Annotated in this window: 28 protein-coding genes and 3 pseudogenes; 14 read left to right on the top strand and 17 right to left on the bottom strand. The window is 70.1% G+C overall.

The features are described 5' to 3' along the window. Positions 1–11 precede the first annotated feature (11 nt). The 4 genes and pseudogenes from ACIBVL_RS30365 (at position 12) to ACIBVL_RS30350 (ending at position 3,636) form a co-directional block, all read left to right on the top strand. Positions 12–716 (top strand): response regulator transcription factor, encoded by a 705-nt coding sequence (locus tag ACIBVL_RS30365; protein ID WP_399101956.1) that lies wholly within the window; start codon positions 12–14, stop codon positions 714–716. Beyond that, entirely contained in the window at positions 713–2,233 is a 1,521-nt protein-coding gene (locus ACIBVL_RS30360) for a sensor histidine kinase (RefSeq protein ID WP_399101954.1), read from the top strand. The genes ACIBVL_RS30365 and ACIBVL_RS30360 overlap by 4 nt, the downstream gene beginning before the upstream one ends. 560 nt (positions 2,234–2,793) lie before the next feature. After that, positions 2,794–3,255: pseudogene (locus ACIBVL_RS30355) on the top strand (MMPL family transporter); the annotation flags it as partial. Positions 3,256–3,363: 108 nt separating this feature from the next. After that, complete coding sequence (locus ACIBVL_RS30350; protein WP_399101952.1) at positions 3,364–3,636, top strand: hypothetical protein; 273 nt, start codon at positions 3,364–3,366, stop codon at positions 3,634–3,636. A gap of 49 nt (positions 3,637–3,685) precedes the next feature. Here the strand turns inward: ACIBVL_RS30350 and ACIBVL_RS30345 are convergent, their stop codons facing one another. Then, complete coding sequence (locus ACIBVL_RS30345; protein ID WP_399102399.1) at positions 3,686–3,811, bottom strand: hypothetical protein; 126 nt, start codon at positions 3,809–3,811, stop codon at positions 3,686–3,688. Between the two features lie 191 nt (positions 3,812–4,002). On the opposite strand from ACIBVL_RS30345, the gene ACIBVL_RS30340 reads away from it, so the two are divergent. After that, entirely contained in the window at positions 4,003–4,500 is a 498-nt protein-coding gene (locus ACIBVL_RS30340) for a Rieske (2Fe-2S) protein (protein WP_399101950.1), read from the top strand. Here the strand turns inward: ACIBVL_RS30340 and ACIBVL_RS30335 are convergent. Beyond that, positions 4,487–5,134, bottom strand: coding sequence for a cysteine hydrolase (locus ACIBVL_RS30335; protein ID WP_399101948.1), 648 nt, complete (start codon positions 5,132–5,134; stop codon positions 4,487–4,489). The genes ACIBVL_RS30340 and ACIBVL_RS30335 overlap by 14 nt on opposite strands. A 109-nt stretch (positions 5,135–5,243) precedes the next feature. On the opposite strand from ACIBVL_RS30335, the gene ACIBVL_RS30330 reads away from it, so the two are divergent. Then, entirely contained in the window at positions 5,244–5,711 is a 468-nt protein-coding gene (locus tag ACIBVL_RS30330) for a pyridoxamine 5'-phosphate oxidase family protein (protein WP_399101946.1), read from the top strand. 12 nt (positions 5,712–5,723) lie between these two features. On the opposite strand, the gene ACIBVL_RS30325 is transcribed toward ACIBVL_RS30330, so the two are convergent. After that, complete coding sequence (locus tag ACIBVL_RS30325; RefSeq protein WP_399101944.1) at positions 5,724–6,626, bottom strand: LysR family transcriptional regulator; 903 nt, start codon at positions 6,624–6,626, stop codon at positions 5,724–5,726. Positions 6,627–6,700: 74 nt separating this feature from the next. Between ACIBVL_RS30325 and ACIBVL_RS30320 the strand changes: the two genes are divergently transcribed. After that, the gene (locus ACIBVL_RS30320) at positions 6,701–7,642 is read left to right on the top strand and encodes a DMT family transporter (protein WP_399101941.1); all 942 of its coding nucleotides are present in this window, start codon (positions 6,701–6,703) and stop codon (positions 7,640–7,642) included. A 79-nt stretch (positions 7,643–7,721) separates the two neighbouring features. Here the strand turns inward: ACIBVL_RS30320 and ACIBVL_RS30315 are convergent, their stop codons facing one another. Further along, complete coding sequence (locus ACIBVL_RS30315; RefSeq protein WP_399101939.1) at positions 7,722–9,053, bottom strand: aminotransferase class I/II-fold pyridoxal phosphate-dependent enzyme; 1,332 nt, start codon at positions 9,051–9,053, stop codon at positions 7,722–7,724. 35 nt (positions 9,054–9,088) lie between these two features. Here ACIBVL_RS30315 and ACIBVL_RS30310 point away from each other — a divergent pair, with 35 nt between their 5' ends. Next, a complete protein-coding gene (locus tag ACIBVL_RS30310; RefSeq protein WP_399101937.1) occupies positions 9,089–9,772 on the top strand; it encodes a pyridoxamine 5'-phosphate oxidase family protein in 684 nt (227 codons plus the stop codon). A gap of 76 nt (positions 9,773–9,848) precedes the next feature. On the opposite strand, the gene ACIBVL_RS30305 is transcribed toward ACIBVL_RS30310, so the two are convergent. Both ACIBVL_RS30305 and ACIBVL_RS30300 read right to left on the bottom strand, forming a co-directional pair. After that, on the bottom strand, positions 9,849–10,853 hold the full coding sequence (locus tag ACIBVL_RS30305) for an EamA family transporter (RefSeq protein ID WP_399101935.1): 1,005 nt from the start codon (positions 10,851–10,853) through the stop codon (positions 9,849–9,851). A 92-nt stretch (positions 10,854–10,945) separates the two neighbouring features. Continuing rightward, positions 10,946–11,497 carry a Clp protease N-terminal domain-containing protein gene (locus tag ACIBVL_RS30300; protein ID WP_399101933.1) on the bottom strand — a complete coding sequence of 184 codons (552 nt, stop codon included), beginning with the start codon at positions 11,495–11,497 and terminating at the stop codon, positions 10,946–10,948. A 265-nt stretch (positions 11,498–11,762) separates the two neighbouring features. Here ACIBVL_RS30300 and ACIBVL_RS30295 point away from each other — a divergent pair, with 265 nt between their 5' ends. Then, positions 11,763–12,191, top strand: a complete 429-nt coding sequence (locus ACIBVL_RS30295; RefSeq protein ID WP_399101931.1) for an SRPBCC family protein — start codon at positions 11,763–11,765, stop codon at positions 12,189–12,191. A 95-nt stretch (positions 12,192–12,286) separates the two neighbouring features. On the opposite strand, the gene ACIBVL_RS30290 is transcribed toward ACIBVL_RS30295, so the two are convergent. After that, positions 12,287–12,940, bottom strand: a complete 654-nt coding sequence (locus ACIBVL_RS30290) for a PadR family transcriptional regulator (protein WP_399101928.1) — start codon at positions 12,938–12,940, stop codon at positions 12,287–12,289. 227 nt (positions 12,941–13,167) lie between these two features. Here ACIBVL_RS30290 and ACIBVL_RS30285 point away from each other — a divergent pair, with 227 nt between their 5' ends. Further along, positions 13,168–13,428 (top strand): contact-dependent growth inhibition system immunity protein, encoded by a 261-nt coding sequence (locus tag ACIBVL_RS30285; RefSeq protein ID WP_399101926.1) that lies wholly within the window; start codon positions 13,168–13,170, stop codon positions 13,426–13,428. Between the two features lie 71 nt (positions 13,429–13,499). On the opposite strand, the gene ACIBVL_RS30280 is transcribed toward ACIBVL_RS30285, so the two are convergent. Then, complete coding sequence (locus ACIBVL_RS30280; RefSeq protein WP_399101924.1) at positions 13,500–13,886, bottom strand: transposase; 387 nt, start codon at positions 13,884–13,886, stop codon at positions 13,500–13,502. Positions 13,887–13,926: 40 nt separating this feature from the next. Then, on the bottom strand, positions 13,927–14,064 hold the full coding sequence (locus tag ACIBVL_RS30275; protein WP_399102374.1) for a transposase: 138 nt from the start codon (positions 14,062–14,064) through the stop codon (positions 13,927–13,929). 194 nt (positions 14,065–14,258) lie between these two features. Between ACIBVL_RS30275 and ACIBVL_RS30270 the strand changes: the two genes are divergently transcribed. Further along, positions 14,259–14,465, top strand: a complete 207-nt coding sequence (locus tag ACIBVL_RS30270; RefSeq protein WP_399101922.1) for a hypothetical protein — start codon at positions 14,259–14,261, stop codon at positions 14,463–14,465. A 474-nt stretch (positions 14,466–14,939) separates the two neighbouring features. Here ACIBVL_RS30270 and ACIBVL_RS30265 read toward each other — a convergent pair whose 3' ends face one another. Then, complete coding sequence (locus tag ACIBVL_RS30265) at positions 14,940–15,344, bottom strand: type II toxin-antitoxin system PemK/MazF family toxin (RefSeq protein WP_399101920.1); 405 nt, start codon at positions 15,342–15,344, stop codon at positions 14,940–14,942. A 165-nt stretch (positions 15,345–15,509) separates the two neighbouring features. Here ACIBVL_RS30265 and ACIBVL_RS30260 point away from each other — a divergent pair. The 3 genes and pseudogenes from ACIBVL_RS30260 to ACIBVL_RS30250 all read left to right on the top strand — a co-directional run. Then, positions 15,510–15,653, top strand: a pseudogene (locus ACIBVL_RS30260) (IS701 family transposase); the annotation flags it as partial. Positions 15,654–16,519: 866 nt separating this feature from the next. Further along, positions 16,520–16,669, top strand: a pseudogene (locus ACIBVL_RS30255) (type I restriction endonuclease subunit M); the annotation flags it as partial. 68 nt (positions 16,670–16,737) lie between these two features. Beyond that, entirely contained in the window at positions 16,738–17,529 is a 792-nt protein-coding gene (locus tag ACIBVL_RS30250) for an SDR family NAD(P)-dependent oxidoreductase (protein ID WP_399101918.1), read from the top strand. A gap of 21 nt (positions 17,530–17,550) precedes the next feature. On the opposite strand, the gene ACIBVL_RS30245 is transcribed toward ACIBVL_RS30250, so the two are convergent. The 7 genes from ACIBVL_RS30245 to ACIBVL_RS30215 form a co-directional block, all read right to left on the bottom strand. Continuing rightward, positions 17,551–18,390, bottom strand: a complete 840-nt coding sequence (locus ACIBVL_RS30245; RefSeq protein WP_399101916.1) for a class II glutamine amidotransferase — start codon at positions 18,388–18,390, stop codon at positions 17,551–17,553. Between the two features lie 18 nt (positions 18,391–18,408). Further along, positions 18,409–18,822: a hypothetical protein gene (locus ACIBVL_RS30240; RefSeq protein ID WP_399101914.1), complete on the bottom strand. Its 414-nt coding sequence runs from the start codon at positions 18,820–18,822 to the stop codon at positions 18,409–18,411. Positions 18,823–18,864: 42 nt separating this feature from the next. Beyond that, positions 18,865–19,308 (bottom strand): SHOCT domain-containing protein, encoded by a 444-nt coding sequence (locus ACIBVL_RS30235; RefSeq protein ID WP_399101912.1) that lies wholly within the window; start codon positions 19,306–19,308, stop codon positions 18,865–18,867. Between the two features lie 129 nt (positions 19,309–19,437). Continuing rightward, on the bottom strand, positions 19,438–20,091 hold the full coding sequence (locus tag ACIBVL_RS30230; RefSeq protein ID WP_399101910.1) for an HdeD family acid-resistance protein: 654 nt from the start codon (positions 20,089–20,091) through the stop codon (positions 19,438–19,440). Positions 20,092–20,109: 18 nt separating this feature from the next. Then, entirely contained in the window at positions 20,110–20,307 is a 198-nt protein-coding gene (locus ACIBVL_RS30225; protein ID WP_399101908.1) for a hypothetical protein, read from the bottom strand. 115 nt (positions 20,308–20,422) lie between these two features. After that, a complete protein-coding gene (locus tag ACIBVL_RS30220; protein WP_399101906.1) occupies positions 20,423–20,941 on the bottom strand; it encodes a hypothetical protein in 519 nt (172 codons plus the stop codon). A 19-nt stretch (positions 20,942–20,960) separates the two neighbouring features. Continuing rightward, entirely contained in the window at positions 20,961–22,514 is a 1,554-nt protein-coding gene (locus ACIBVL_RS30215) for an MFS transporter (protein ID WP_399102372.1), read from the bottom strand. Positions 22,515–22,714: the final 200 nt, after the last annotated feature.

Below are 22,714 nucleotides of genomic sequence, written 5' to 3'. Positions count from 1 at the left end.
GAACGGGTGCCATGACGACGACGCAACGACTGCTGCTGGTGGAGGACGAGCCCACGCTGCGTGAGCTGCTGTCCGCCAGCCTGCGGCTGGCCGGCTTTGAAGTGATTCCGGCAGAGACCGGCGGCCAGGCCTTGGAAGTGGTCCGCGACAAGTGCCCCGATCTGATTGTCCTGGACGTGATGCTGCCCGACTTCGACGGCTTCGAGGTCGCACGCCGCCTGCGCGAGAGCCCCTCCGGTCACGGAGGCGGACACCCGCCGATTCTCTTCCTCACTGCCCGGGACGCTGCCGAGGACCGCATCAGCGGCCTGCGGGCCGGCGGGGACGACTACGTCACGAAGCCCTTCAACCTCGAGGAACTCATCCTGCGCATCCAGGCCGTACTGCGCCGCACCAGCGGCCGCCGGCCCGACGGGCTCCTGGCCGTGGACGACCTGGAACTGGATCCCGACAGTCATCAGGTGACCCGGGGCGGCGAGCCGGTACAGCTGTCTCCGACCGAGTTCAGCGTGCTGCGGGTGCTGATGGAAAACGCCGGACAGGTCCTGTCCAGGGATCAGCTCCTGGACCGGGTCTGGCACTACGACTTCGACGGTGACGACTCCATCGTTGCCTCCTACATCAGCTACCTGCGCCGCAAAATCGACACCGGAGAACCGAAGCTGATCCACACGGTGCGTGGGACGGGCTACGTTCTGCGCAGGCCCCGCGGATGAGTGCCGCTGCCACCCGCCGGCCAATCAGCCGTCTGTCGCTGCGCGGAAGGGTCGTGGCCCTCACGTTGCTGCTGGTCGTCATCGCCCTGCTGGCCAGCAACGCTCTCCTCGTCACCCTGCTGCAACGACAGCTGGTGCAGCAGCTGGACGACCGGCTGCGCACCGCTGCCACGACGGCGGCACAGCTGTCGAGCACGGAAGACACGCCCGGCCAAACGGCACCGGAAATGCGCGGCGCGGTGGAGCGCGACCTGACCGGCGACGTCTACGTCGCCTACCTGGATGCCGACGGGCATCTGCGGCATACGCTGCGTCCTGCCGCCCATGGCGCCCCACGGCTTCCGGCCCTCGACACCGCAGCGGTCGCATCCCGCGACCAGCGCTCCTTCCAGGTCCCGGGCAGTGGTGACGGCGACGGGTGGCGTGTCATCGCCGCACCGTTGGCCCCCGTCCACCACACCGAGGTGGACGAGAGCGGCAGCGTCGTCGTGGCCGGTTCTCTGGATCCGGTCCTTACGACGATCCGGCATCTGGGCGTGTGGATGCTGGTGATCGACTCCCTGGTGCTCGTCTGCCTGGGCGTCATCGCCTGGTTCGCCGTACGGGCGGGCCTGCGGCCGCTGCGGCGCATCGAGACCACGGCAGCGGCCATCGCGGGCGGGGACCTGTCCAGCCGTGTCCCACAGACGGCCCCTACCCGCACCGAACTTGGCCGGCTGTCCGCCACGCTCAACGGCATGCTGGACCGCATCGAAGCCGGCGACGCCGCCCGCGCGGCCACCAACAAGCGCATGCGCACCTTCATCGCGGACGCCAGCCACGAACTGCGCACCCCGCTGTTCGGGATCAAGGGGTACACGGAGCTGCACCGGATGGGCGGTCTGCCCCAGCGCGCCGACGTCGACTCCGCCATGAGCCGCATCGAACGCGAGGCGGCCCGCCTCGTCCACATAGTCGAGGACCTGCTGCTGCTCGCCCGGCTCGACGAAGACGCCGGCGCTGAGGCGCAGCTGTCTCTGCTCCTCACCCCCATGGACCTGCGCACCCTGGCCGCCGACGCCCTGCACGACCTACGGGCCATGGCCCCCGAACGTCCCGTCACCCTGACCGGCCCGGGCGGCGACGGTCCGCCCGGCGGCGCCCCCGTACTGGGCGATGAGTCACGACTGCGACAGGTCACCTCCAACCTCGTCGGCAACGCCATCGCCCACACCCCGCCCGGCACGCCGGTACGCATCGGCGTCGGCACGCTGGAGGACCAGGCGGTCCTCGAACTGAGCGACCAGGGGCCAGGAATGACGCCTGAACAGGTCGCCCACGTCTTCGACCGCTTCTACCGTGCCGACACCGCCCGCGGCCGCACACAGAGCGGCGGAGCCGGCCTCGGCCTCTCCATCGTCCGCTCCCTGGTGACCGCTCACCACGGCCGCGTTGAGGTCCGCTCCCGGCCAGGGGAAGGCGCCACGTTCCGCGTCCTGCTGCCGTTGCATCCCGACAGCTCCGTCAGCAACTCCTGAGGACCACCCGGTAAACCCTCGGCCGGCTGCCGCAGACAGCCGACCGTAGCCGACGCGTACCCGATTCCCAGAACAACCGATGACGTGCCCCTGCCGCGGTGGGTCGCCGTTCCGTTTGCACGTCAACCTGCCGTTCACAGCAGGGGACCACCCGCGGGAGATGAAGCGCCCGCCGAACCCTACTTGTTTTTGAGTACACGGGATTGTCGATACGGCCGACGACATGAAGAGGCCGACCCGCGAGGGTAAAGACGTTCCCGACATCCAGATATGGAGATGTCCTTTCATGGCGACTTTCTTGCATCGGGTGGGCCGCTGGGCCTTCCGAAGGCGCCGCACAGTGGTGCTGACCTGGGTGGCAGTGCTGGCCGCCGTGTTCCTCGGGGCGTCCAGCGCATCCGAGGCACCGGACGACTCGTCTTCCATGCCCGGCATCGAATCCCAGCAGGCATTCGGCCTGATCAATAAGCGATTCCCGGGCGCCGAGGCGGACGGTGCACAGGCCCGCATCGTGTTCGTCGAAACACGGTCAGCATGTCACCGCCCCCAACCGCTCGGCGATCATGAGCACCATGCCCATCTTTTTGGTGGGCATCGTCTTCGGTCTGGCCATGGACTATCAGGTCTTCCTGGTTTCCCGGATCCGCGAGGCGCACATCCACGGAGAGCAGCCCGGCCAGGCCGTCGTGACCGGTTTCCGCCACAGCGCCCAGGTTGTGGGGGCAGCAGCGCTGATCTTGATGGCGGTGTTCGGTGGGTTCATGACGGGCGGCGAATCCATGGTCAAGATGGTCGGTTTCGGATTGGCCAGTGCGGTCTTCTTCGACGCCTTCGTCGTCCGTATGGCATTCGTGCCCGCGGTCCTGGCCCTCCTCGGCAAGCGCGCATGGTGGCTGCCGACATGGCTGGACCGGTTGCTGCCCCGCGTCGACGTTGAGGGTGAAACCCTCACCGAGCAAACCCCCGCACCGCGTGATCCGTCGGACGACGTTGATCGACAGACCTCAGTGGCGGTCGTCTGACGGACGCGCCGACCGGGCCGCTCGTGCACAGTCCATGAGCGGCCCCGGACCGACCGCAATCTCTGTCTACTCCTTTATCCTCCGGTCACGGCACCGCTCGGAGAAACCATGGTCACCCGCCTGCGACGTCTCGCCGACCGGTACACCCGTCCGGTCGAAGCGGCCTTTCTCCTGTTGATCTTCGCAGCCACCAGCAACCAGTACCGGCGGACCACTGCCGATACGATTTTGTGGCCGGGCTTCGCCCTTGCGGCCGTCACCTGCACAAGCTTGCTGGCACGCAGTCGCCGCCCCAGCACCGTCGTCGTCCTCACCACCCTCGGCACCGCCGTCGCGGGCGCCCAGGGCAGCACAACGCGACACAAACATGAAAGGCGCTGAAACGAGCATCGCCGCAGGTCAGAGACATCGGTGGCCGCATAGGCACAGGTCAGCGCCACGAGGTGGACGACTTCATGACGTAGGTCCCGAAGTCGTCGGCCTCGACGAGTCCCGGCAGCGAGCCGCCCTCACGCAAGGGTGTGATGTGGCGGGTGGCGGTGACTTCCTTGAGCAACGCCCCAGGTTACTGGGGTGGGGCGGGCCCTCGGTCGACAGCTCGGCGACAGCTCTGGCTTACGTGGGCCTGATCTCGAACCGGTCAATATCTCGACACTGTCCGGACTTGGCGGGGGCGCTGAACAAGCGGCGTCCACCGCCCGTACCTTTCGGCAGATCCACGCACCCCCTTGGAAGGGAAATCCCAGCATGACCAGCGCATCGATCAACTCCGCTTCGGGACCCGCCCGCCGTACCGTCGTGGCGGCCGTCGGAGCCGCGGGGCTTTCTGTCGCGCTGACCGCGTGCGGAGGGTCCGACGACGACACGTCGAGCTCGTCGGCGTCGTCCGGCGGCACGGGCTCGACCGGTTCGAGCGGCACCGGGTCCGCGAGCACGGGCGGCGGGGACGGCGCGGCCGGTTCCGCGCTCACCACGACGTCCGAGATCCCCGAGGGCGGCGGCAAGGTCTTCGACGCCGAGAAGGTGGTCGTCGTGCAGCCGACGGCGGGCACGTACAAGGCGTTCTCGGCGGTGTGCACGCACGCGGGCTGCGGGGTGAAGAGCATCGCCGACGGCGTGATCAACTGCCCCTGCCACAACAGCAACTTCTCGATCGAGGACGGCAGCGTCAAGAGCGGCCCCGCGACGAAGCCGCTGCCCGAGGTGAAGATCGCCGTCAGCGGCGACTCGATCACGCTGGCCTGAGCTCCCGCCGTCGGAAAGCCGCCAGCACCTCGTCCGTGGTCGCGACCGTGGCGACCAATGCGAGGGTGTGGCGGATCATCGCGGCGGTGTAGTCGGCAGGCACCCCCGCGATGGCGTCCGACGGCACGACCGCCGTGTAGCCCCGGTTGACGGCGTCGAAGACGGTGTTCGGGATCGCGACGTTGGCCGAGACACCGGTCACGACCAGGGTGCGGCAGCCCAGGTTGCGCAGCAGGGCGTCGACGTCGGTGCCCTCGATGGGTGACAGCCCGTGCAGCCGCCGTACGACGAGGTCCTGTTCGGCGACGTCGATCGGGGGCGCGAGGCGGGTCGCGGCGGTGCGGGTGAGCTGCTGGACGGGCAGGCGCTCGGCGGCGCGGAAGAGGCGGGCGTTGCGATTGGCGCCCCGGCCGTCGGGGCGGCGCTCGGCGACAGCGTGGACGATCTGGACGCCGCTCGCCCGGGCGGCGTCCACCAGCCGGGCGATGTTGGCGAGGGCGCCCGACTCCCTTGCCTCCTTGGCCAGTTGGGGCAGGGCGGCACCGGGTCCGACAACGCCCTGCTGGCATTCCACCGTGATCAGGGCGGTGGTGGCGGGGTCGAGGAGTTCACTGAGTTCTAAGGACGACGGCACGGCTCCCCCTGGTGGCCATTGCGCGAAAAAGGAAGAAGACCCATGCTTTCCTGACGGGACGTCAGAAAACCAGTGCAGAAGCGGTACAAGAAAAGAATGAGGGGGCCGGATGACCATCACTCAGCGCCGGGGCCGGAAGATCATGATGACGCCGGGTGAGCTGGACGCTTTCCTCACCACCCAGCGCACCTGCCGGGTGGCCACCGTGTCCGCCGAGGGGGCCCCGCACGTGAGCGCCCTGTGGTTCCTGTGGGACGGCAGCGCGCTGTGGCTGTACTCGGTCGTGCGCAGCAAGCGCTGGACGCAGTTGCGCCGCGATCCTCGGGTCGCGATCGTGGTCGACACGGGCGAGGAGTACGACTCACTGCGCGGCGTCGAGCTGTCCGGCACCGTGGAGTTCGTGGGCGAGATCCCGCGCACCGGGGAGCTGTGCGCCGAACTGGACGCCGTGGAGACGCTGTTCGCCCGCAAGAACTTCGGCCTGGACGCGATGCCGCACGACGGGCGGCACGCGTGGGCGCGCCTGAGGCCGGACAAGATCGTCTCGTGGGACTTCCGCAAGCTGGGCGACCAGTGAGCGGCCGGTAGGTCAACTCATCGCCGCTCCAGCCGACTTGAGTGCCTCGACCGCCGCCCGGATCGACGGACGGCGGTCGGCGTCCGCCCGCCAGACGACGTACACATGCCGACGCACCCGCTGCTTGAGCGGAACCGTGACGACCCCCTCCGGCACCGGATTACGGCCGAGCCGCGGCGCGATGCAGACTCCCAACCCGGCGGCGACCAGGTTCAGTTGGGTATGAGTTTCGGCGGCCCGGTGGCCGACGATCGGCTCGACGCCCCGCGAGCGCAGCGTGAACATCAGCCACTCGTGGCAGAACTCGCCCTCGCCCCAGGTGATCCACTCGTCCTCGGCGAACTCGCCGAGGTCCACCTCGTCCCGGCCCGCGAGCGGATGCCCGGCCGGCATGGCGACATCGGCGGGGTCGTCCAGGATGGGTGCCTTGACCAGGCCGTCCGGCACCGGCATCGGTTTGTTGTACCAGTCCAGGACGACGGCGAGGTCCAGATCACCGCGGACGACTCCCGCCACGCCGTTCTCCGGCTCCAGCTCGCAGGAGCGAAGCCGCAGCCCGGGGTGCGCCTTGCGCAGTTCGGCGAGCGCGGCGGGGAACAGCCCGCGCGCGGCGGTCGGGAACGCGGAGAGCCGCAGCTCCCCCACCACCTGCCCTCGTTGGGCCTCCAAATCGGACTGTGCCAGCTCGACCTGGGACAGGATCCGGGACGCGTGGTCGGCGAGCAGCCGCCCCGCGTCCGTCAGCCGCACCCCCCGCCCGTGCTTGGCGAGGAGCCGCTGTCCGACCTCCCGCTCCAGCTTGGCGAGCTGCTGCGAGACGGCCGAGGTCGTGATGTGCAGCCCTTGGGCCGCCCCACTGACCGAGCCGTGCCGGGCGAGGGCGTCGAGGGTGCGCAGGCGCTCGAGGTTCAACATATAAGCAATGCTACGAGATACCGCGTGCGAATTCTCGCTTGTGCTACGAGGTCAGGTCCCGCATCGTTACGGCCATGACCACCGCCACCGACACCACGACCCGCGTCCCGGCTCCCGTCACCTCCCGCACCCGCCGCACCCTCGACTGGCGTCTGCGCTTCGGCGCGCTCTCGCTGATCTGGGGCTTCAGCTTCCTGCTCATCAAGGTGGGCACCCATGGCTACGCCCCCTTCCAGGTCACCCTGGGCCGGCTGGTGTTCGGTACGGCGGTGCTGGCGGCAGCCATGGCGGTGAAGCGGGAGCGACTGCCGCACGGGGCGCGCACCTGGGCCCACCTCACGGTTGCCGCGTTCCTCCTCAACGCCCTGCCGTTCTCGTTGTTCGCCTACTCCGAGCTGACCATCCCGTCCACGCTGGCCGGCATCTGCAACGCGACCTCGCCGCTGTGGGGCATGGCCCTCTCCCTGGTCGCCCTCTCCGAGGACCGCCCCACCCGGCTCCGGGTCGCGGGCCTGGGCCTGGGCTTCCTCGGCGTCCTGACGGTCCTGGGCGCCTGGCAGGGCTTCGACGGCCTGGACGCCCGGGGCACGACGATGGCCCTGCTGGCCTCACTGAGCTACCCGATCGGCTGGATCTACGTCCGCCGCACGCTGGCCGGGACCGGGAGCTCGGCGCTGTCCATGACGGGTGCGCAACTCCTCCTGGCGAGCATCCAGCTGGCCGTGGTCACCCCGCTGTTCACAAGCCTTCCGACCCACCTCCCGCTGATCCCCCTGCTCGCGATCGCCACCCTGGGCGCCCTCGGCACGGGCCTGGCCCTCCTGATCCAGTACGGCCTGGTCGCCGAGGTCGGCCCGACGACGGCGCAGATGGTCACGTACTTCATTCCGGTCATCGCGACAGGAGCGGGGGTCGCGGTGCTGGGCGAGTCGCTTCGGTGGAGCACACCGGTGGGAGCGGTGATCGTTCTGGCCGGGGCGGCGCTCACTCAGGTCAGGGGGACGCCCAAGGAGTAGGCAAGGGCGCGGCCGCCGGTTCGTCGTGGCTGGTCGCACGGCTCCCCGCGCCCGACGGGTGGGGCACCTCGCCCGGCACTCAGACGTAACTCCGTGCCGGCGCCGGGCCCACCGCCGCCGCCACCGCGTCCGCCAGCGGCCCGACCTCCTGCGCCGCGAGCGTCGAAACGGTGATCCGGATCGCCGGAGGAGACGCCATCCTGAAGCGTGCCCCCGGCGCCACCGCCCACCCGGCGTGCAGCAGGCGGGCAACCGCCCCCGTCTCGTCCGGCACCGGAACCCACACGTTCATCCCGCTCATCCCTCGCGCCGCGACCCCCCGCCCGGCCAGCGCCCCGATCAACGCCTCCCGCCGCTCCCGATAGGCCGCGGCCACCGCTGGGCCGTCCACCGCGCCGTCGGTCCACAACCGCACCACCGCCCGCTGCACCAGCAGACTCACCCACCCGGGGCCCAGCCGCTGCCGTCCACGGACCCGGTCCACGGTCACCTCGTCCCCGGTCAGCAGGGCCAGCCGCAGATCGGGCCCGTACGCCTTGGCGACCGAGCGGACGAAGGCCCAGTGGCGGGTGACGCCCGCCAGGGGGTGCAGGGGGAGGTCGACGATGCCGTGGCCGTGGTCGTCCTCGATCAGCAAGGTCCCGGGGTGGTCGGCGAGGACGTCCCGCAGCGCCCGCGCGCGTGAGGCGCTCACCGACGCGCCCGTGGGGTTCTGCGCCCGGTCGGTGACGAGCAGGGCCCGCGCCCCCGCCTCCAGCGCCGCACGCAGATCCCCGGGCTTCGGCCCCTCGTCGTCGACGCCGACCGGGACCGTGCGCAGTCCGAGCGCGGGGACGAGGTCGAGCGTCCGCCCCCATCCGGGGTCCTCCACCGCCACGCCGTCGCCCGGTCTGAGGTGGGCCGCGAGGACGCGTTCGACGGCGTCCAGGGAGCCGGAGGCCACGGTGAGCGGTCCGGCGGGCACACCGTCGGCGTCGAGCGCGGCCCTGGAGAGCCGGGCCAGCTCGGCGTCCACGGGGTCGGCACCGTAAAGGACGGGCGCCCGGTCGCCCTCCGCCGCGGCCGCGGCGAACGCACCGGCGAGCGGGGGCAGCAGGGCCGGGTCGGGATTGCCGTCCGCCAGGTCGCGGACCCCCGCCGGAACGTCGACGCGCACCTTCTCCCTGCCGGTCGTGGCCGGTTTGGGCCGCACCCGGCTGCCCCGGCGCCCGTGCGTCTCGATGACCCCGCGCTCGCGCAGGGTGCGGTAGGCGGCCGCGACGGTGTTCGGGTTCACCCCGAGGCTGATCGCCAGCTCCCGCATGGGTGGGAGCAGTTGGCCCGGTTCCAGTGCGCCTTCACCCACCGCGCGCTCGATGCTCGCGGAAATGTCTGCTGCGCGGCGACCTTCGATCCGATACTCTCCTAGCACAAAGCCAAGTATGCACTAGTACAATGGAGAACGCCATGCAGGGGACCCACCAACCGACGACGCGACCCGCCGCGTACCCCGCGACCGACCGCACGGTCCCCACCCGTGCCGCACACAAGGCCTCCTACGACAGGGAACCGGTGCACGCGATACTCGACGAGGGATACGTCTGCCATCTCGGCTTCGTCCGTGACGGCGCCCCGGTCGTGCTGCCGACGTTGTACGCCCGGGTCGGCGAGACCCTGTACGTGCACGGTTCGACGGGCTCGCGCCCACTGCGCATGGCGGGGCAGGCAGACCCTGGGCTGCCGGTGTGCCTGACGGTGACCCACGTCGACGGTCTGGTGCTGGCCCGCTCGGCCTTCCACCACTCGATCAACTACCGCTCGGTCGTGGTGCACGGCCTCGCGTACGACGTCACGGACCCGGAGGAGAAGCTCGCCGCGCTCGACGCCCTGGTCGACCACGTCGTCCCCGGCCGCGCGGCCGACTCCCGCCCCGCCAACAAGAAGGAACTGGCGGCGACCGCGGTGATCCGCCTCGACCTGAACGAGGTGTCCGCCAAGACCCGCACCGGTGGCGTGAACGACGAGCCCGAGGACCTGGCGCTCCCCCACTGGGCCGGTGTGATCCCCCTGCGCAAGGGCTACGGCACCCCGCTCCCGGAGACCGACCTCGCCCCGGGCACCGAGCTCCCGGACTACCTGGCGGTGCTGTGATGCCGGCCCGCCCCGCCCCGGTGTGGCCGTCCCCTGGGGCATCCGCCCGGAGGTGACGGACGTACGCGGGGGTGGTCTATGCGGCGGCTTCGTGAGCCGACGGTTCCCTGTCCGGGCCGCCGCCGGCCACCGGGTCCGCAGAGACCTTTGCGGGCGTGGAGGACTGCGCGACGAACGCGCCGAGGAGAACGACGGCACCGCCGACGATCTGCGGCAGCGAGAGGTGCTCGCCCAGCAGGACCCAGGCCAGGACGGTGGCGACGACCGCCTCCAGGCAGGCCACCACGCCGGCGACCTGCGGGGAGAGCCGACGCACCGAGACCACGCCGGTGACATACGCGACGACCGTGGCGATCAACACGATCCAGGCGAGCAGCAGCCAGGCCGGGACCTCGGTGCCGTTCATGCCGGCGGCGTGCCGGAGCACGGACCAGTCCAGGCCCCACGGGCGGGCCACGACGGTCAGCACCAGGGCGCCGACGAGCAGGCCGTGGGCGATCACGCCGAGCGGGTCGGGGGCGTCGTCGCCGGAGTCGCCGCCCTGGTCGGACAGGACGAAGTAGCCGACCTGGCAGCAGGCGGCGGCCAGCGCCAGGGCCACGCCGAGGGGGTCGAAGGCCAGCCCCGACCAGACCTCGACGACACAGGCGAGCCCGCCCACCGCGAGCACCACGCCGACCCCGGCGGCGCGGGTCACCGGCCGCCGCTGCACGAACCGCACCCAGCCCAGCACCAGGGCGGGCGCGAGGTACTCCAGGAGCAGCGCGACGGCCACCGGCATACGCGAGATCGAGGCGAAGTAGAAGGCCTGCACTCCGGCCACGCCGAGCAGACCGAACCCGGCGAGCAGCGCGGGGCGGCGGCGCAGCAGCGCGCGGTGGCGGACGGCGAGCGGCAGCATCACCAGGGCCGCGCCCGTCACCCTCAGCCACACCACGTGCAGCGGGTCGAGCCCCGCCTCGATCAGCGGCTTGGCCGCGACTCCCGAGCCGCCGAAGGCGATCGCCGACCCGACCGCCAGAGAGAGCCCGATGCCCTTTCCGCGGTCGCCCTGACTGCTCACAGACGTACGCACCGGCACATGATGACAGGGGAGGACATGACCGTCACCCCCATTGACACCTGTCTCGGAGCGTGGACGGCGAGTGGCCGAAGGAGAGCCGGTCCATCCGGTCAGTACGCGGTCCCGCCGCCCCCGCTGTACTCCTCCAGGCCGTCCTCGAGCCGCGCGCGCAGCTCGTACACGTCGACGCCGGCGCGAGCGAGGACCTCCACGGCCCGCGCCTCGGGGTCCGCGACGATCGCGGCGAGCAGGTCGGTCCCACGTTGCGGCGCGCGGCCCCTGCGGGCGGCCCGGGCGCAGGCCTGCTCCAGCGCGGCCGCGGCGAGCGGTGAGAACCCCTCCACCACCGTCACCACGGGCAGCGCCCCGGACTCCTCGACACCGCTCTGCCAGCGCAGGCCGTAGCCGATGCTGCGCTGGACGAGATAGCCCAGCAGGCGGGCGAGCTGGGGTCCGCCGTCGAAGGCGGCGCGGACCCGGGGGTCGTGCTCCAGAAGGGAGTGCAGCAGGTGGGCGGTGTCGATCTGGCGGTCCCCGTCGCGCACCGCCCGCCGACGGGCAGCGGCGAGCGCAGCCGCGGACTCGGCGTCGAGTCCGGGGTCGTCGTTCGCCCCGTGCGCCGCCTGGTCTCGCGTCGACTGCCGGGGAATACGGGGTTGCACATCCCCCACCCCATCAGTCCCGGCCGGACGGGTCATCGCCGGAGCGAAGCATTTTCGCGTCCCACGGGGAGCGGACACCGGCGGACGGAATCTCCTCCTTACGGATGAGATCAGGCCATCCCCTCCCCCAGGGGTGCGCGCCGACTCGCTCACGAAGGACTCCTCCGCACTCCCTGACGGTTCATCAGTATTGAATGTTGGAGGCCCTGGGGCTACGTTCCGCGACACCGCAGCCCGAGTTTGCCGGACACGAAGAGGTGGTCGCATGGCCGAAGTCAGCGCGGAGGCACGCATCCAGGCACCGGCCGAGAAGGTGTGGGCCCAGCTCACCGACTGGCCGGCCTACGGGGAGTGGAACGCCACCCACACCAACTTCCCCCAGGGCGGCCCCGAGACCCTCGAAGTGGGCACGACCTTCCAGGAGAACATGAAGCTGATGGGATTCCCGGCCGAGGTCGAGTGGACGGTCGCGGAGCTGGAGCCGGCGCGGGTGCTGGTCATCCGCGGCAAGGGTCCGATGGCGGTGTCCGTCGCCACGCGCTACACCCTCACGCCCGACGGCGACGCCACGACGGTCCGCATCGACGGCGAGTTCACGGGCGCGGCCGTGTCGCTGATGGCGGGCAAGCTGAAGGACTCGGGAACGGCCGCGCTGAACGAGTCGCTGCGCAAGCTGGGCGGTCTGGTGGCCTGACCGCGAGCCGCGCGCGGCAGGCGAAGGCGCCCCGCGGACGACTCCACGGGGCGCCTTCGTCGCCGTACGGCCGTCGCGACGGCCGCGACCGCCGTTCAGTCCTCGTCGGCGAGGATCAGGTACAGCTTCTTGCGGGCGTCGTTGATGACCGCGAGCGCCTTGTCGCGCTGTTCCTTGCTGCCGGTCTTCCAGACCTGCCCGAAGGCCTCCATCAGCCCGAAGCCGGCCTGGCGGATCTCTCCGAGCGCCTCCCAGTCGACTCCGCGCGAGGCCTCCTCCCAGGGGGCGTCAGGGCCTTCCTCGGCAGCCGTGCGGCCCTCGCCGGTGAGCGAGAACAGCTTCTTGCCGCCTTCGCTCTCACTGCTGATCAGGCCCTCGTCCTCCAGCAGCTGGAGGGTCGGGTACACCGAACCGGGGCTGGGCTTCCACGCCCCGCCGCTGCGCTCGGCGATCTCCTGGATCATCTCGTAGCCGTGCATCGGACGGTCCTTGAGCAGCGCCAGGATCGAGGCCCGTACGTCACCGCGCCGCGCCCTCCCCCTGGGTCCGCCGCGCCCTCGTCCGCCCCAGGGGCCGGGACCGAAGCCCGGGCCGCCCGGCCCGAAACCGGGACCACCCGGGCCGAACCCCGGACCACCAGGCCCGAAGGGCCCGAAGGCCGCCCGCCGCCCCTCGAAGCCACCGAAGCCGCCGCGTCCGCGCCGGGGGCCGCCCTGTCCATGTCCACGCTCGAATCCGTGGGTACGCATCGCAAACCACTCCTTCATTCCATCGTTGATCTGTCGCGATGCGTCAACGATATATCGGAATAGTTCGCTTGGCAACAGCTGACCTGCCGCAGCGAATGTCCTCTGAGACCGCGTTTGGGATCCGACATGGGACGATCGGTCGGTGACTCGACTCGTGAACGTGACCGCTCCCTTGAGGAGCTTTGGGCGACCGGTGGTCGGCCCCGTCGGGCGGTGAAACCCGGCTGATGGCGACGGTGCGTGAGCTTCGGCACAAGCCGATCGGCTGCCTGACGGTCGAGGACATGCGGGTATTGCTCAGGCAAGACGTTGGCCTCGCCTATCTCCTGCCCCTGGTGGTGGAGGTCCTCCGGCTCGACCCACTGGCAGAAGGCGACATGTACCAGGGCGATCTGCTGGCCGCTGTGCTCACCAGGAGTGCGGAGGTCTGGAGCGAGTCCCCCCGAACTCGAGCGGGATGTCCGCTTGATCGTCTCGGAGTTGGCTGACGTGCCGCGTGCCCTGAAACGCGCGGTCGAGGGGTTTTTGGCTCTGTAGCTCGCCGACGGCACCTACCGCGTCAAGGGACCGGCAGGCTGCCTACGAGGACGATCTCCAGGTCGCGGCCGAGGATCTCTGCGGCCCACTCGACCAGGCGGCCGGCGAAGCCCTGGTCGGCCCAGACCTTCTTGACGCTGGGGTGGTCGAGCCTGGTCCACAGCAAGGGCCGCTTCTCGCCGTCGCGGTCCTGGATGCCCGCCGCGACGACGTGAACGGCCAAGAGCAGGCCCAGGGTGTCGGTGACGATCAACCGCTTGCGGCCCTTTACCTTCTTGCCCGCGTCGAAGCCTCTGGTGGCCGCAGGGACCGTGCCGACAGTGCGGACGGACTGCGTGTCGATCAGGCCCGCGCTCGGCTCCAGGTCGCGAGCGGTCAGCTTCAGGGACCTTGCCGCGCAGAGCGTCATGGATGCGCTCGACAGTGCCGTCGTCGTGCCACCAGGTGAACTACCAGTACGCCGTCGGCCACGGGGCGAAGTCCTTCGGCAACTGCCGCCAGGCGCAGCCGGTCCGCACAACGTAGAAGATCGCGTCCACGATCCGCCGCCGCGGATGCTTCTCCCGGCGTCCGCCCTTCGGGCCCACCCGTGCCGGCGGGAGCAAGGGCTCCACCAGCGCCCACTGCTCACGAGGAGCTCAAGGAACGCCTCAGCAACGGGACACGGCAGATCTCAAACACAATCTGACACTGAACCTTGACCGATGCCAACGAAGGTTGACCTCTGCGTGAGTGACAGCCCTCGTCTTGCCCCCTTCAGGCCCGCGGATATGCTCGCGCCATGCGACGACAGGGACGAATGATCAAGGCGGCCCGTTGGCTGGTGGTCTGGGCCGTGTTCACCGTCGTCATGCGCTTTGTCACCGGCTTCGCCGACATCTACAGGGGCTGGTTGTCCACTGCGGTGACGTCCGCGTTGGTGGTGGCCTCCTGGTACCTGGTCCCGTGGTTGCGGTCCCGCAGGGAGCGCAAAGCCACAGCGCAGTAGCCAGACGACGCGGGCCAGGAGCGTCGTACCCCCGGATGGGACTCGCTGGTCAAACTTCAGTGGCAACCGGTAAAGGTTCAGTGTCAGAGGACAGCCCTCTGGGGAACACCCTGGAGGCGGGGCGCCTTCGTCGCTCTGGGTACCAGCTTGGTGCTGGATCGAATTTACAAAAAAAGTCGAGAATATGGGATTGCACGTGTAGATCTAAACCAGCTCTGCGCAAATCTTCAATCCATCGGTCTGTGACCGACGACCGCGCGAATCCGGAGCCTGTCACGTTGGCACAAGGCGGCAGTGACGAGGGCATCTTCCTGCCACGAAGGGCTGGGAGAGCTTTCCGGTCTGATCTTTACTCCAGCCGTAGATCGTGATCTCGATGGTGAGGGGCGCCGAGGAGACAGGTGGTCAGTGTCGATCATCTGGACGAGATCGACCACGCCACCGGGGGTGTCCGTTCCTTCTCCGCCTACCCGACTACTCAAGTCCACCGAGACGGAGGGCGTCCCTCAATGCGCTGAGCTTCTCGGTCGTCGCCGGGGTCCACTCGTTCGTCTGTCCAGCGAGTCGGAGGGCATCCTCAATCTCGTTGAGTTTCGCGTAGGGCAGGGCGCCCGCCCGCTCGATCAGGTCGTCCCGGGACACGGTGGTCAGCCACGTGCAAGGGGTAAAGCCCGGACATGGGAACGCGAACCGCAGCACGCCTTCAAAGGGCAGTCCTTCCATGGCGCCTACTGCCACTTCGACGCCCAGACCGCTGATGTCGACGCCCGCCGGAGCCACGACCTGCATCACCCGGATCCCGGACGCGTCGCCTTCCGACAGCAGTACGACCGGCCGCCGCTCGTCGAACTCGACCCACCAGACTTCGCCACGTTGCACATGTCCTCCTGACACAGAACCGCATGCGGACGCTGCGCGACCCTGACGCGCTGTGGAGACGGGTGCGGCCACGTTGATCATCGGTGTGTGAAGACAAACGATCACGCGGTGGCCGCAGATCACAGCGTAGACCCTGCCCGCTGGCAGGAGGCGTTCGATGGCCTGATGAACCGGACAGCCGGGCCGTTCGCGCGGGTCGAACCCCGCCTCCGGGCCAAGCGCTTGGTGCTGGGCCTGCTGTCGGATCTGCCGCGCAAGAACTGCTGGACGATCGCAGAGGGGGCCGGGGAGGCCACCCCGCACGGCATGCCGTGCCGTGCCGGGTCACGGCGGACTGCGGCCAGCAATGCCCGATAGTGCTTGATCACGTTGCTCTGGAAGGGCAGTTGGGCAGCTGCGATGGGAGGTCGCTTCCTGCGGGGTGGCGGCGTGGGCGAGTTCAGCCGTGGCCTCCTTCCTCCACCGACCCGCGGACGCCAACTACCTTCCCACCGACCAGCTGCTGCCTCTCCTGGATCCGCCGCACTACGAAGACCCCCGTCAACACAGTCCTGGAGCCCCTCGCCACCGCAGTCGGTGTTCCGAGCAGCACATTGAGGCTGGCGCTTCCCGAGTCCCTCTATACAGAAGCCCAGGCAGTCACGGAGCCATCAGCCGTCCGCGAAGCACTCTGCCACCGCGATCCAGCCTCCCGCCTGCCGCCGCTGCACCAGAGCCGCAGGCATCGCATCCCCCGTCACCTGCTGGACCACCCACGATCACAACATTTGTCTCCGCCACTCTCTCTGCATCGGCGACGGCATTACCCACATCGACGAGCAAGTCAACATTGCCAGGCTCCCCAACACGCTGAAGGCCCAACGGCACCATCGGCACCTGATCACCCGTCATGGCCGCCGCTGGGCCCGCAACGCCTACCGTCACGCACGCGAGATCTACTTCGACTGGCTGCAGGAGACCGCCGATCCCTTCGGCCCGCTCGATACAGCACGCCGTATCCTCCCCGACGGCACCGGCACACCCCCTGCCCACGACCTGGCGTTCCCCATGGTCTTTCACCGCCAGGTCGTAGCACGGAGGGCTGCCGTTCTCAGCACTTCGCGGCATGCCTCGTGCAGGCAGCAGTGGTGGCCGCAGGTTGAGCCCGCCGACGGCGCATGACAGGCTCATGCCCCATGATCGATGATGTCGCGAAAGAGTACCTGCACAGCGATCTCCGAGAGATACGCGAGGTGATGCTCTGGAAGCTCGACGGGCTCGGCGAGTACGACATCCGCCGCCCCCTGACCTCGACGGGCACCAACTTCTCGGCCTGGTCGTCTCACCCAATCCAGTCCCCTCAGGTCGGCGGCATGCGAACGACTGACTTCATTGAGACAGGACAGGTGCGGACATGACCTCCCGGCGCGGCTCGCACACGTACCTCTCCGATCTGTTCTCCCTGGACGGCCTGGTCGCCGTGGTGACCGGCGGGAGTTCGGGTATCGGCCGGGCGATCGCCGGGGCGCTCGCGCGGGCGGGGGCGAGTGTGGTGATCGTGGCGCGGCGGGAGTCGGAACTGACTGCCACCGTGGAGGAGTTGACGGCTGAGGGCTGCCGGGCGGCCTGGGTGAGCGGGGACCTGAGCGGACGCGACGGGGTGCGCGCGGCGGCGGAAGGGGCGGCCGGGGTGTTCGGCGAGCCCGACATCCTGGTCAACTGCGCCGGTATCAACCTGCGGCCGCCGATGAGTGAGCTGGGCGAGGACGTGTGGGACGCCACGATGGCCGTGAACCTGGAGGCGCCCTACCTGCTGGGCCTGCGGTTCGGGCCCGGCATGGCTGAGCGGGGCTTCGGGCGGATCATCCACATCACCTCCCAGCAGGCGCACCGGGCCTTCGTCCACAGCGGCGCCTACGGCGTCTCCAAGGGCGCGCTGGAGTCGCTGGCCCGCTCCCAGGCCGAGGCGTGGTCACCGCACGGCGTCACCTGCAACACGCTGGTGCCCGGCTTCGTCATGACCCCGCTCAACACGCGGCTGTCGTCGGACCCCGAGAAGGTGGCGGCGCTGGCCGCGCGCACGATGGTCGGGCGCAACGGCCTGGCCGAGGACTTCGCCGGCGCGGCGGTGTTCCTGGCCTCCCGCGCCTCCGGCTATGTCACCGGGCAGGCGATCTTCGTCGACGGCGGGTTCTCCGTCCACTGAGCCGCAGGCCGACGGGCACGGCTATGCCGCCTGCGGAGCGAAGTGGTGCAGTTGGTCGGTGCCCGGCTCCACCACGCCGTAGCTGCTCTCGGGGACCTCGTTCCAGGCGCCGGGCAGGTCGCCCAGGGGCTCGGAGACGACGAGGCGGGTCTCGTCGGAGACCCCGCGCAGGAACGCGGCGTCGGGATGGAGTTGGCGGAGGGTCTCCACCCGGGTGCTGTAGTAGAGGGACCGGGAGGCTCCCTGGCTGGAGTAGCGGAAGCCCCACAGGCGGCTGCCGTCGGTGACGGCGACCGTCATCTGCAGTGGGAACTCCACGCCGTGCTCATGAGCGGTCCGCTCCACCAGGCCCGCCATCCGTTCGACGGCGGTCGGCGGATCCTCCTCCAGGCCGAAGGTGAGCGCCAGGTAGAACATCATCTCGGAGTCCGTCGAACCCTCCATGTCGAGGAAGAGTTCCGGGTCGACGGCCAGGGCGAGGTCGCGCCGTATCCGGTGGAAGTCGGCGATCGCCCCGTTGTGCATCCACATCCAGCGGCCGTACCGGAAGGGGTGGCAGTTGGTCTGCTGGACCGCGGTGCCGGTCGTGGCCCGGATGTGGGCGAAGAACAGCGGGGAGCGGACATGGCGGGCGATCTCCCGCAGGTTGCGGTTGCTCCAGGCCGGGCCGGTGTCCCGGAAGACGGCCGGGGCCTCGTCGTCCGAGTCCGACTCGTACCAGCCGATGCCGAAGCCGTCGCCATTGGTCGTCTCGACGCCCATGCGGGCGTGCAGACTCTGGTCGATCAGCGAGTGCGCCGGTCGGTAGAGGATCGTGTCGAGGAGTACGGGGGTTCCGGAGTAGGCCAGCCATCGGCACATCGTGCTCGCCCCTCCCGATCACACGGACCTGTCGGGCCGCACCACGCACAGGGCCCAGATGACGAACGCGGAGAACGCGATCATCACGACCGACCAGACCGGGTACTGCGGCAGTGACAGGAAGTTGGCGATGATGATCAGGCCGGCGATGGCGATGCCGCCGACGCGCGCCCACATCGCCGTCTGGAACAGGCCCAGGCTGATGACCACCGCGACCGCGCCGAGGATCAGATGGATCCAGCCCCAGCCGGTGAGGTCGTACTCGAAGACGTAGTTGCGCGTCGCGACGAAGATGTCGTCCTCGGCGATCCCCATGATCCCGCGGAAGATGTCGAGCACTCCGGCGATCATGAGGGTGACGGCGGCGAACGCCGTCAGGCCCTCGGCCCAGTGCCGCCGGGTCGCGTGCGTGCGCGTCGGGTTGGTCGTCATGGCCCTGCCTCGATTCGGTGTCATCGGTGTCGTTCGACGGGCTCAGCGGTGTGTCGCGGAGCCGTGGCCGCTCAGGACCAGTTGCTTCGCCCGGTTGAACTCCTCCTCGGTGATGTCCCCACGAGCCTTGATCTCGGACAGCCTGGCGAGCTCCTCCACGCTGCTGGTCGCGCCGCCGGAGCCCTTGGCGGTCTCCCGGATGTAGTCGTCGAACTGCTTCTGCTGGGCCCGCGCCTGCGCGGTCTCGCGGCGGCCCATGTCCTTCCCCCGCGCGACGATGTAGACGAACACGCCGAGGAACGGCAGGCAGACGCAGAACAGCAGCCAGCCGGCCTTGCCCCAGCCGCTGAGTTCGTCGTCGCGGATGATGTCCACGACCACGCGGAACAGCAGGACGAACCACATGATCCACAGGAAGAAGATCAGCATCGTCCAGAAGGCGCTCAGCAGCGGATAGTCGTACGCCAGGTACGTGTCCCCAGTCATGTCACTTCTCCGTTTCCGGGCCCACGCCCGTCGGCCGTTGCCTGCCGTCTTCAGCGTGCGCACGCCGAGCGGCGGGCGCCTCACCCGAGGCGGGTGAGACCGCCATCGCGGTGCCCGAGGCGCCGTGTGTCATTCCGTCCCCTCGGCACCGCGAGCCGCCCTGCGCACCGCGGCCCGCCAGGCGAGGGCGAGCACCACCTCGACCAGGCCGAGCAGCACCAGCCACAGACCGAGCAGCCGGGTCAGGGCCCGGGCCGACTCGGCGGGCAGGGCCAGCACCACGACGCCCGCGACGATGCCGAGCAGCGCGGAGGCCAGCACGAAGCCACGGTGGGGCAGATCCCGGGCGGCGAGGGCCGTGAAGAGGGTGAGGATGCCCGACACCAGCCAGACGACCCCGACGATCAGCGACAACGCGGCGATGGTCTGCAGGGGGTTGCGCAGGCACAGCACGCCGGCCAGGACGTACAGCACGGCCACGAGGAGCCCGGGCAGCCGTTCGCCGTGGTCCTCGCGGGCGAACGCGGCGACGAACCGGAACATCCCGGTCACGAGCAGGTACAGGCCGATGAGGACCGCCAGCACGTGCAGGGTCTCGTCGGGCCAGACCAGGACGATGACGCCGGGTACGAGCATGGCGACGGCCGAACCGAGGATCCAGGTCCACGAGCGGCCGAGGGCGGACAGCACGTCGGCGGGATCGGTACCGAACGGCCCGGAGGCCGCCCCGCCGGACCCCTGCTCCGGTCCGGTGTGCGGCGTCGGGCCACGCGACTGGGTCATGGCTCCTCCTGACGGGGTTCAGTCCGGCAGTTGCCGCATCTCCAGGACGTGCAGGCCCAGCGACTGGCAGCGGGCCAGCAGCCCATACAGATGCGCCTCGTCGACGACGTGTCCGAACAGGACGGTCTGGCCGGACATCACCACGTGGTCCAGCTCGGGAAAGACTTTGGTCAACGTCTCCGACATCTGTCCGTCGACACGGATCTCGTAGCGCATGAGCCTTCCTTGTGGTCTCCGTGCGATCCTCCGTCGCGGCGCTCCGCCCGGCCTCACCCGGTACAGGTGATACGCCGCCCGGCCGCACGGCCGACCCGTGGCGGCGCCTGCGTCCTCAGTGGGTGACGACCAGCTTGAACGCGATGATCAGCAGACCGAGCAGCAGGTTCACCGAGGCGCTGACGGCCACCAGCGGCCAGGGGGCCCCGGCCCGTCGTGCCGCGGCCGCCGACCAGCCCATCTGGCCGGCGACGGCGACCAGGAGAGCGAGCCACAGCGCGCCCTGCAGACCGAGGCCGAACAGGGGGCTGACGGCCACCGCCAGGGCGGGCGGGACGGCGGCGCCGGCGATCGGCCACTCCTCGCGGCACACTTCCAGCACGACCGCCGGGCCCCACCGTCGCTGGGCCAGCCGCGCCCCGAACAACTGCGCGTGCACGTGCGCGAGCCAGAACACCAGGCCCGTGAGCAACAGCAGCAGCACCAGTTCCAGGCGGGGAGACGACCCCGGCGTGCCGACGCCGACGATCACCGAGACGGCGAGCATGGAGCCGTAGACGCCACCGGTGTAGTCGCCCTGGGCCCGGGGCTCGGTGGCGCGCTCCCTCGGCGTGAGGTGCTGGCTGTCGGGCATGGCCGGGCTCCTCCACGGGTCAGGCCGCGCGGACGCGCGACGGCTCGGCCCCGGCCGGCCGGCCCGGCAGATGCGAGGTCACCAGGAAACTGGCCAGGGTGATCCCTCCGGCCGCCAGGATCGCCGCCTTCAGACCGTCGAGCTGCGCCGACGCGTAGGACTCCGTGAGCGCGTCGACCTCCGGCGGCGGCAGACCGGCGCGCTCGGCCGCCGAACGCACCTGATCCGTGGGGACGAAGCTGATCCCGGCTTCCAAGGCCAGGCTCGTCTGCTGCCTGGCCTCCTCCGACAGCCTCGGATCGTCCTCCACCTGGGTGGTGAAGGCCTGGGCGAGGGCGCCGACGAGCAGCGACCCGATGAGCGCGGTGCCCAGCGCGGACCCCAGGTTCTGGGCGGTGAACTGCAGCCCGCCGACCTCGCTGCGTTCCTCCTCGCCCACGCTGGACTGCACGACGTTGCCGAGCTGCGAGGCGAGCAGGCCCATCCCGACGCCGAGCAGCGCCATGGCGCAGGCGAACTGCGCGTCGTCGATCACCGGGTCGATGGTGGCCAGCAGCCACACGATGGCGGCGACCAGGGTCAGCAGCGCCAGCCGCACCACCCGGCGCGGTCCCGCCGCACGTCCCAGCCGCGCGGCGAGCATCGAGGCCGCGAGCATGGTGACGGACACGGGCAGCAGGCGCAGACCGGTCTCGAAGGCGTCGAAGCCCTGGACGACCTGCAGATAGAGGGGGATGGTGAAGAACAGGCCCAGCAGGATGAGGTTCTGGCTCAGCAGGCACAACAGGCCGGAGCGCAGCGCGGGGATGCGCAGCAGCGAAAGATCCACCAGGGGATCGGCGTGCCGGTCCTCCCTGTGCCTCTCCCAGCGCACGAAGACGGCCAGCACGGCCACGCCGGCGCCGATCACGAACAGGGTCGGCGCGAATCCCAGGACGGTGAAGGGCGGGTTGCGCGGTCGCACCCAGCCCCAGGTACCGCTCTGCAGCACGCCGAGCACACCCAACCCCAGGCCGGCCGCCGACAGCGCGGCGCCGACACCGTCCAGGTGGGGCCGCGGACCGGTCCGCGGGGCCTCGGTGATCACCCGGCGGAAGGCGAGCACCGCCAGCACGACCACCACCTCACCGGCGAAGACGAGCCGCCAGGTGAGGTACGTCGTCACCCAGCCGCCCAGCAGCGGTCCGACCGCGATGCCCGCACCTGCGAGCCCGCCGATGACGCCGTAGGCGACGGCTCGGTCCCGCCCGTGGTAGGACTCGGCGACCAGGGCGGCCATGGCCGGCAGCACCATCGCGGCGCCGAGGCCTTCGATCACGGACCAGCCCAGGGCGAGGACCCACAGGGTGGGCGCCACGGCGGTCAGGGCCGAGCCGGTGCCGTACACGACGAGCCCGAGGAGGAACAGTCGGCGCCGTCCGAGGATGTCGCCGCACCGGCCTCCCAGAATCATGAAGGCCGCCATGACCAGCGCGTACAGGGTGATGACGGCCTGGATGGCGGTCACTTCGGTGTCGAAGTCCTCGACCAGTTGGCTGATGGAGACGTTCATGACGGACGTGTCCAGAACCATCAGGAACTGGGCGGTACCCAGGACGATCAGAGCCCGCCAGCGTGTCACGTCATCCACCTCGCCGAGTCGGGGGCCGCCCGGGACACCGGCGGAGCCGGCCGGGCAGCGGCCGACAGGAGACCGGCCGCCACCCCGATCCCATCCGAGGAACCGGTGCCGCGCCTCACCCGCCGGGGGCGAATCGGGTCCTGCCGATCACG

It is taken from the genome of Streptomyces sp. NPDC049687, from assembly GCF_044465285.1.
Lineage (GTDB): Bacteria > Actinomycetota > Actinomycetes > Streptomycetales > Streptomycetaceae > Streptomyces.
Note: the sequence above shows the minus strand (reverse complement) of the source record. Positions and strands in the feature narration are given on the sequence as shown.

Bases quoted from the DNA above. Each gene is read 5' to 3' on its own strand.
- ACIBVL_RS30245 (WP_399101916.1), bottom strand. From the start codon at position 18,390: ATGTGCCGATGGCTGGCCTACTCCGGAACCCCCGTACTCCTCGACACG.
- ACIBVL_RS30330 (WP_399101946.1), top strand. From the start codon at position 5,244: ATGACCATCACTCAGCGCCGGGGCCGGAAGATCATGATGACGCCGGGT.
- ACIBVL_RS30310 (WP_399101937.1), top strand. From the start codon at position 9,089: ATGCAGGGGACCCACCAACCGACGACGCGACCCGCCGCGTACCCCGCG.
- ACIBVL_RS30235 (WP_399101912.1), bottom strand. From the start codon at position 19,308: ATGACTGGGGACACGTACCTGGCGTACGACTATCCGCTGCTGAGCGCC.
- ACIBVL_RS30350 (WP_399101952.1), top strand. From the start codon at position 3,364: ATGGTCACCCGCCTGCGACGTCTCGCCGACCGGTACACCCGTCCGGTC.
- ACIBVL_RS30220 (WP_399101906.1), bottom strand. From the start codon at position 20,941: ATGCCCGACAGCCAGCACCTCACGCCGAGGGAGCGCGCCACCGAGCCC.
- ACIBVL_RS30285 (WP_399101926.1), top strand. From the start codon at position 13,168: ATGGCGACGGTGCGTGAGCTTCGGCACAAGCCGATCGGCTGCCTGACG.
- ACIBVL_RS30295 (WP_399101931.1), top strand. From the start codon at position 11,763: ATGGCCGAAGTCAGCGCGGAGGCACGCATCCAGGCACCGGCCGAGAAG.
- ACIBVL_RS30280 (WP_399101924.1), bottom strand. From the start codon at position 13,886: ATGACGCTCTGCGCGGCAAGGTCCCTGAAGCTGACCGCTCGCGACCTG.
- ACIBVL_RS30240 (WP_399101914.1), bottom strand. From the start codon at position 18,822: ATGACGACCAACCCGACGCGCACGCACGCGACCCGGCGGCACTGGGCC.
- ACIBVL_RS30225 (WP_399101908.1), bottom strand. From the start codon at position 20,307: ATGCGCTACGAGATCCGTGTCGACGGACAGATGTCGGAGACGTTGACC.
- ACIBVL_RS30360 (WP_399101954.1), top strand. From the start codon at position 713: ATGAGTGCCGCTGCCACCCGCCGGCCAATCAGCCGTCTGTCGCTGCGC.
- ACIBVL_RS30365 (WP_399101956.1), top strand. From the start codon at position 12: ATGACGACGACGCAACGACTGCTGCTGGTGGAGGACGAGCCCACGCTG.
- ACIBVL_RS30325 (WP_399101944.1), bottom strand. From the start codon at position 6,626: ATGTTGAACCTCGAGCGCCTGCGCACCCTCGACGCCCTCGCCCGGCAC.
- ACIBVL_RS30320 (WP_399101941.1), top strand. From the start codon at position 6,701: ATGACCACCGCCACCGACACCACGACCCGCGTCCCGGCTCCCGTCACC.
- ACIBVL_RS30340 (WP_399101950.1), top strand. From the start codon at position 4,003: ATGACCAGCGCATCGATCAACTCCGCTTCGGGACCCGCCCGCCGTACC.
- ACIBVL_RS30230 (WP_399101910.1), bottom strand. From the start codon at position 20,091: ATGACCCAGTCGCGTGGCCCGACGCCGCACACCGGACCGGAGCAGGGG.
- ACIBVL_RS30290 (WP_399101928.1), bottom strand. From the start codon at position 12,940: ATGCGTACCCACGGATTCGAGCGTGGACATGGACAGGGCGGCCCCCGG.
- ACIBVL_RS30215 (WP_399102372.1), bottom strand. From the start codon at position 22,514: ATGGTTCTGGACACGTCCGTCATGAACGTCTCCATCAGCCAACTGGTC.
- ACIBVL_RS30250 (WP_399101918.1), top strand. From the start codon at position 16,738: ATGACCTCCCGGCGCGGCTCGCACACGTACCTCTCCGATCTGTTCTCC.
- ACIBVL_RS30270 (WP_399101922.1), top strand. From the start codon at position 14,259: ATGCGACGACAGGGACGAATGATCAAGGCGGCCCGTTGGCTGGTGGTC.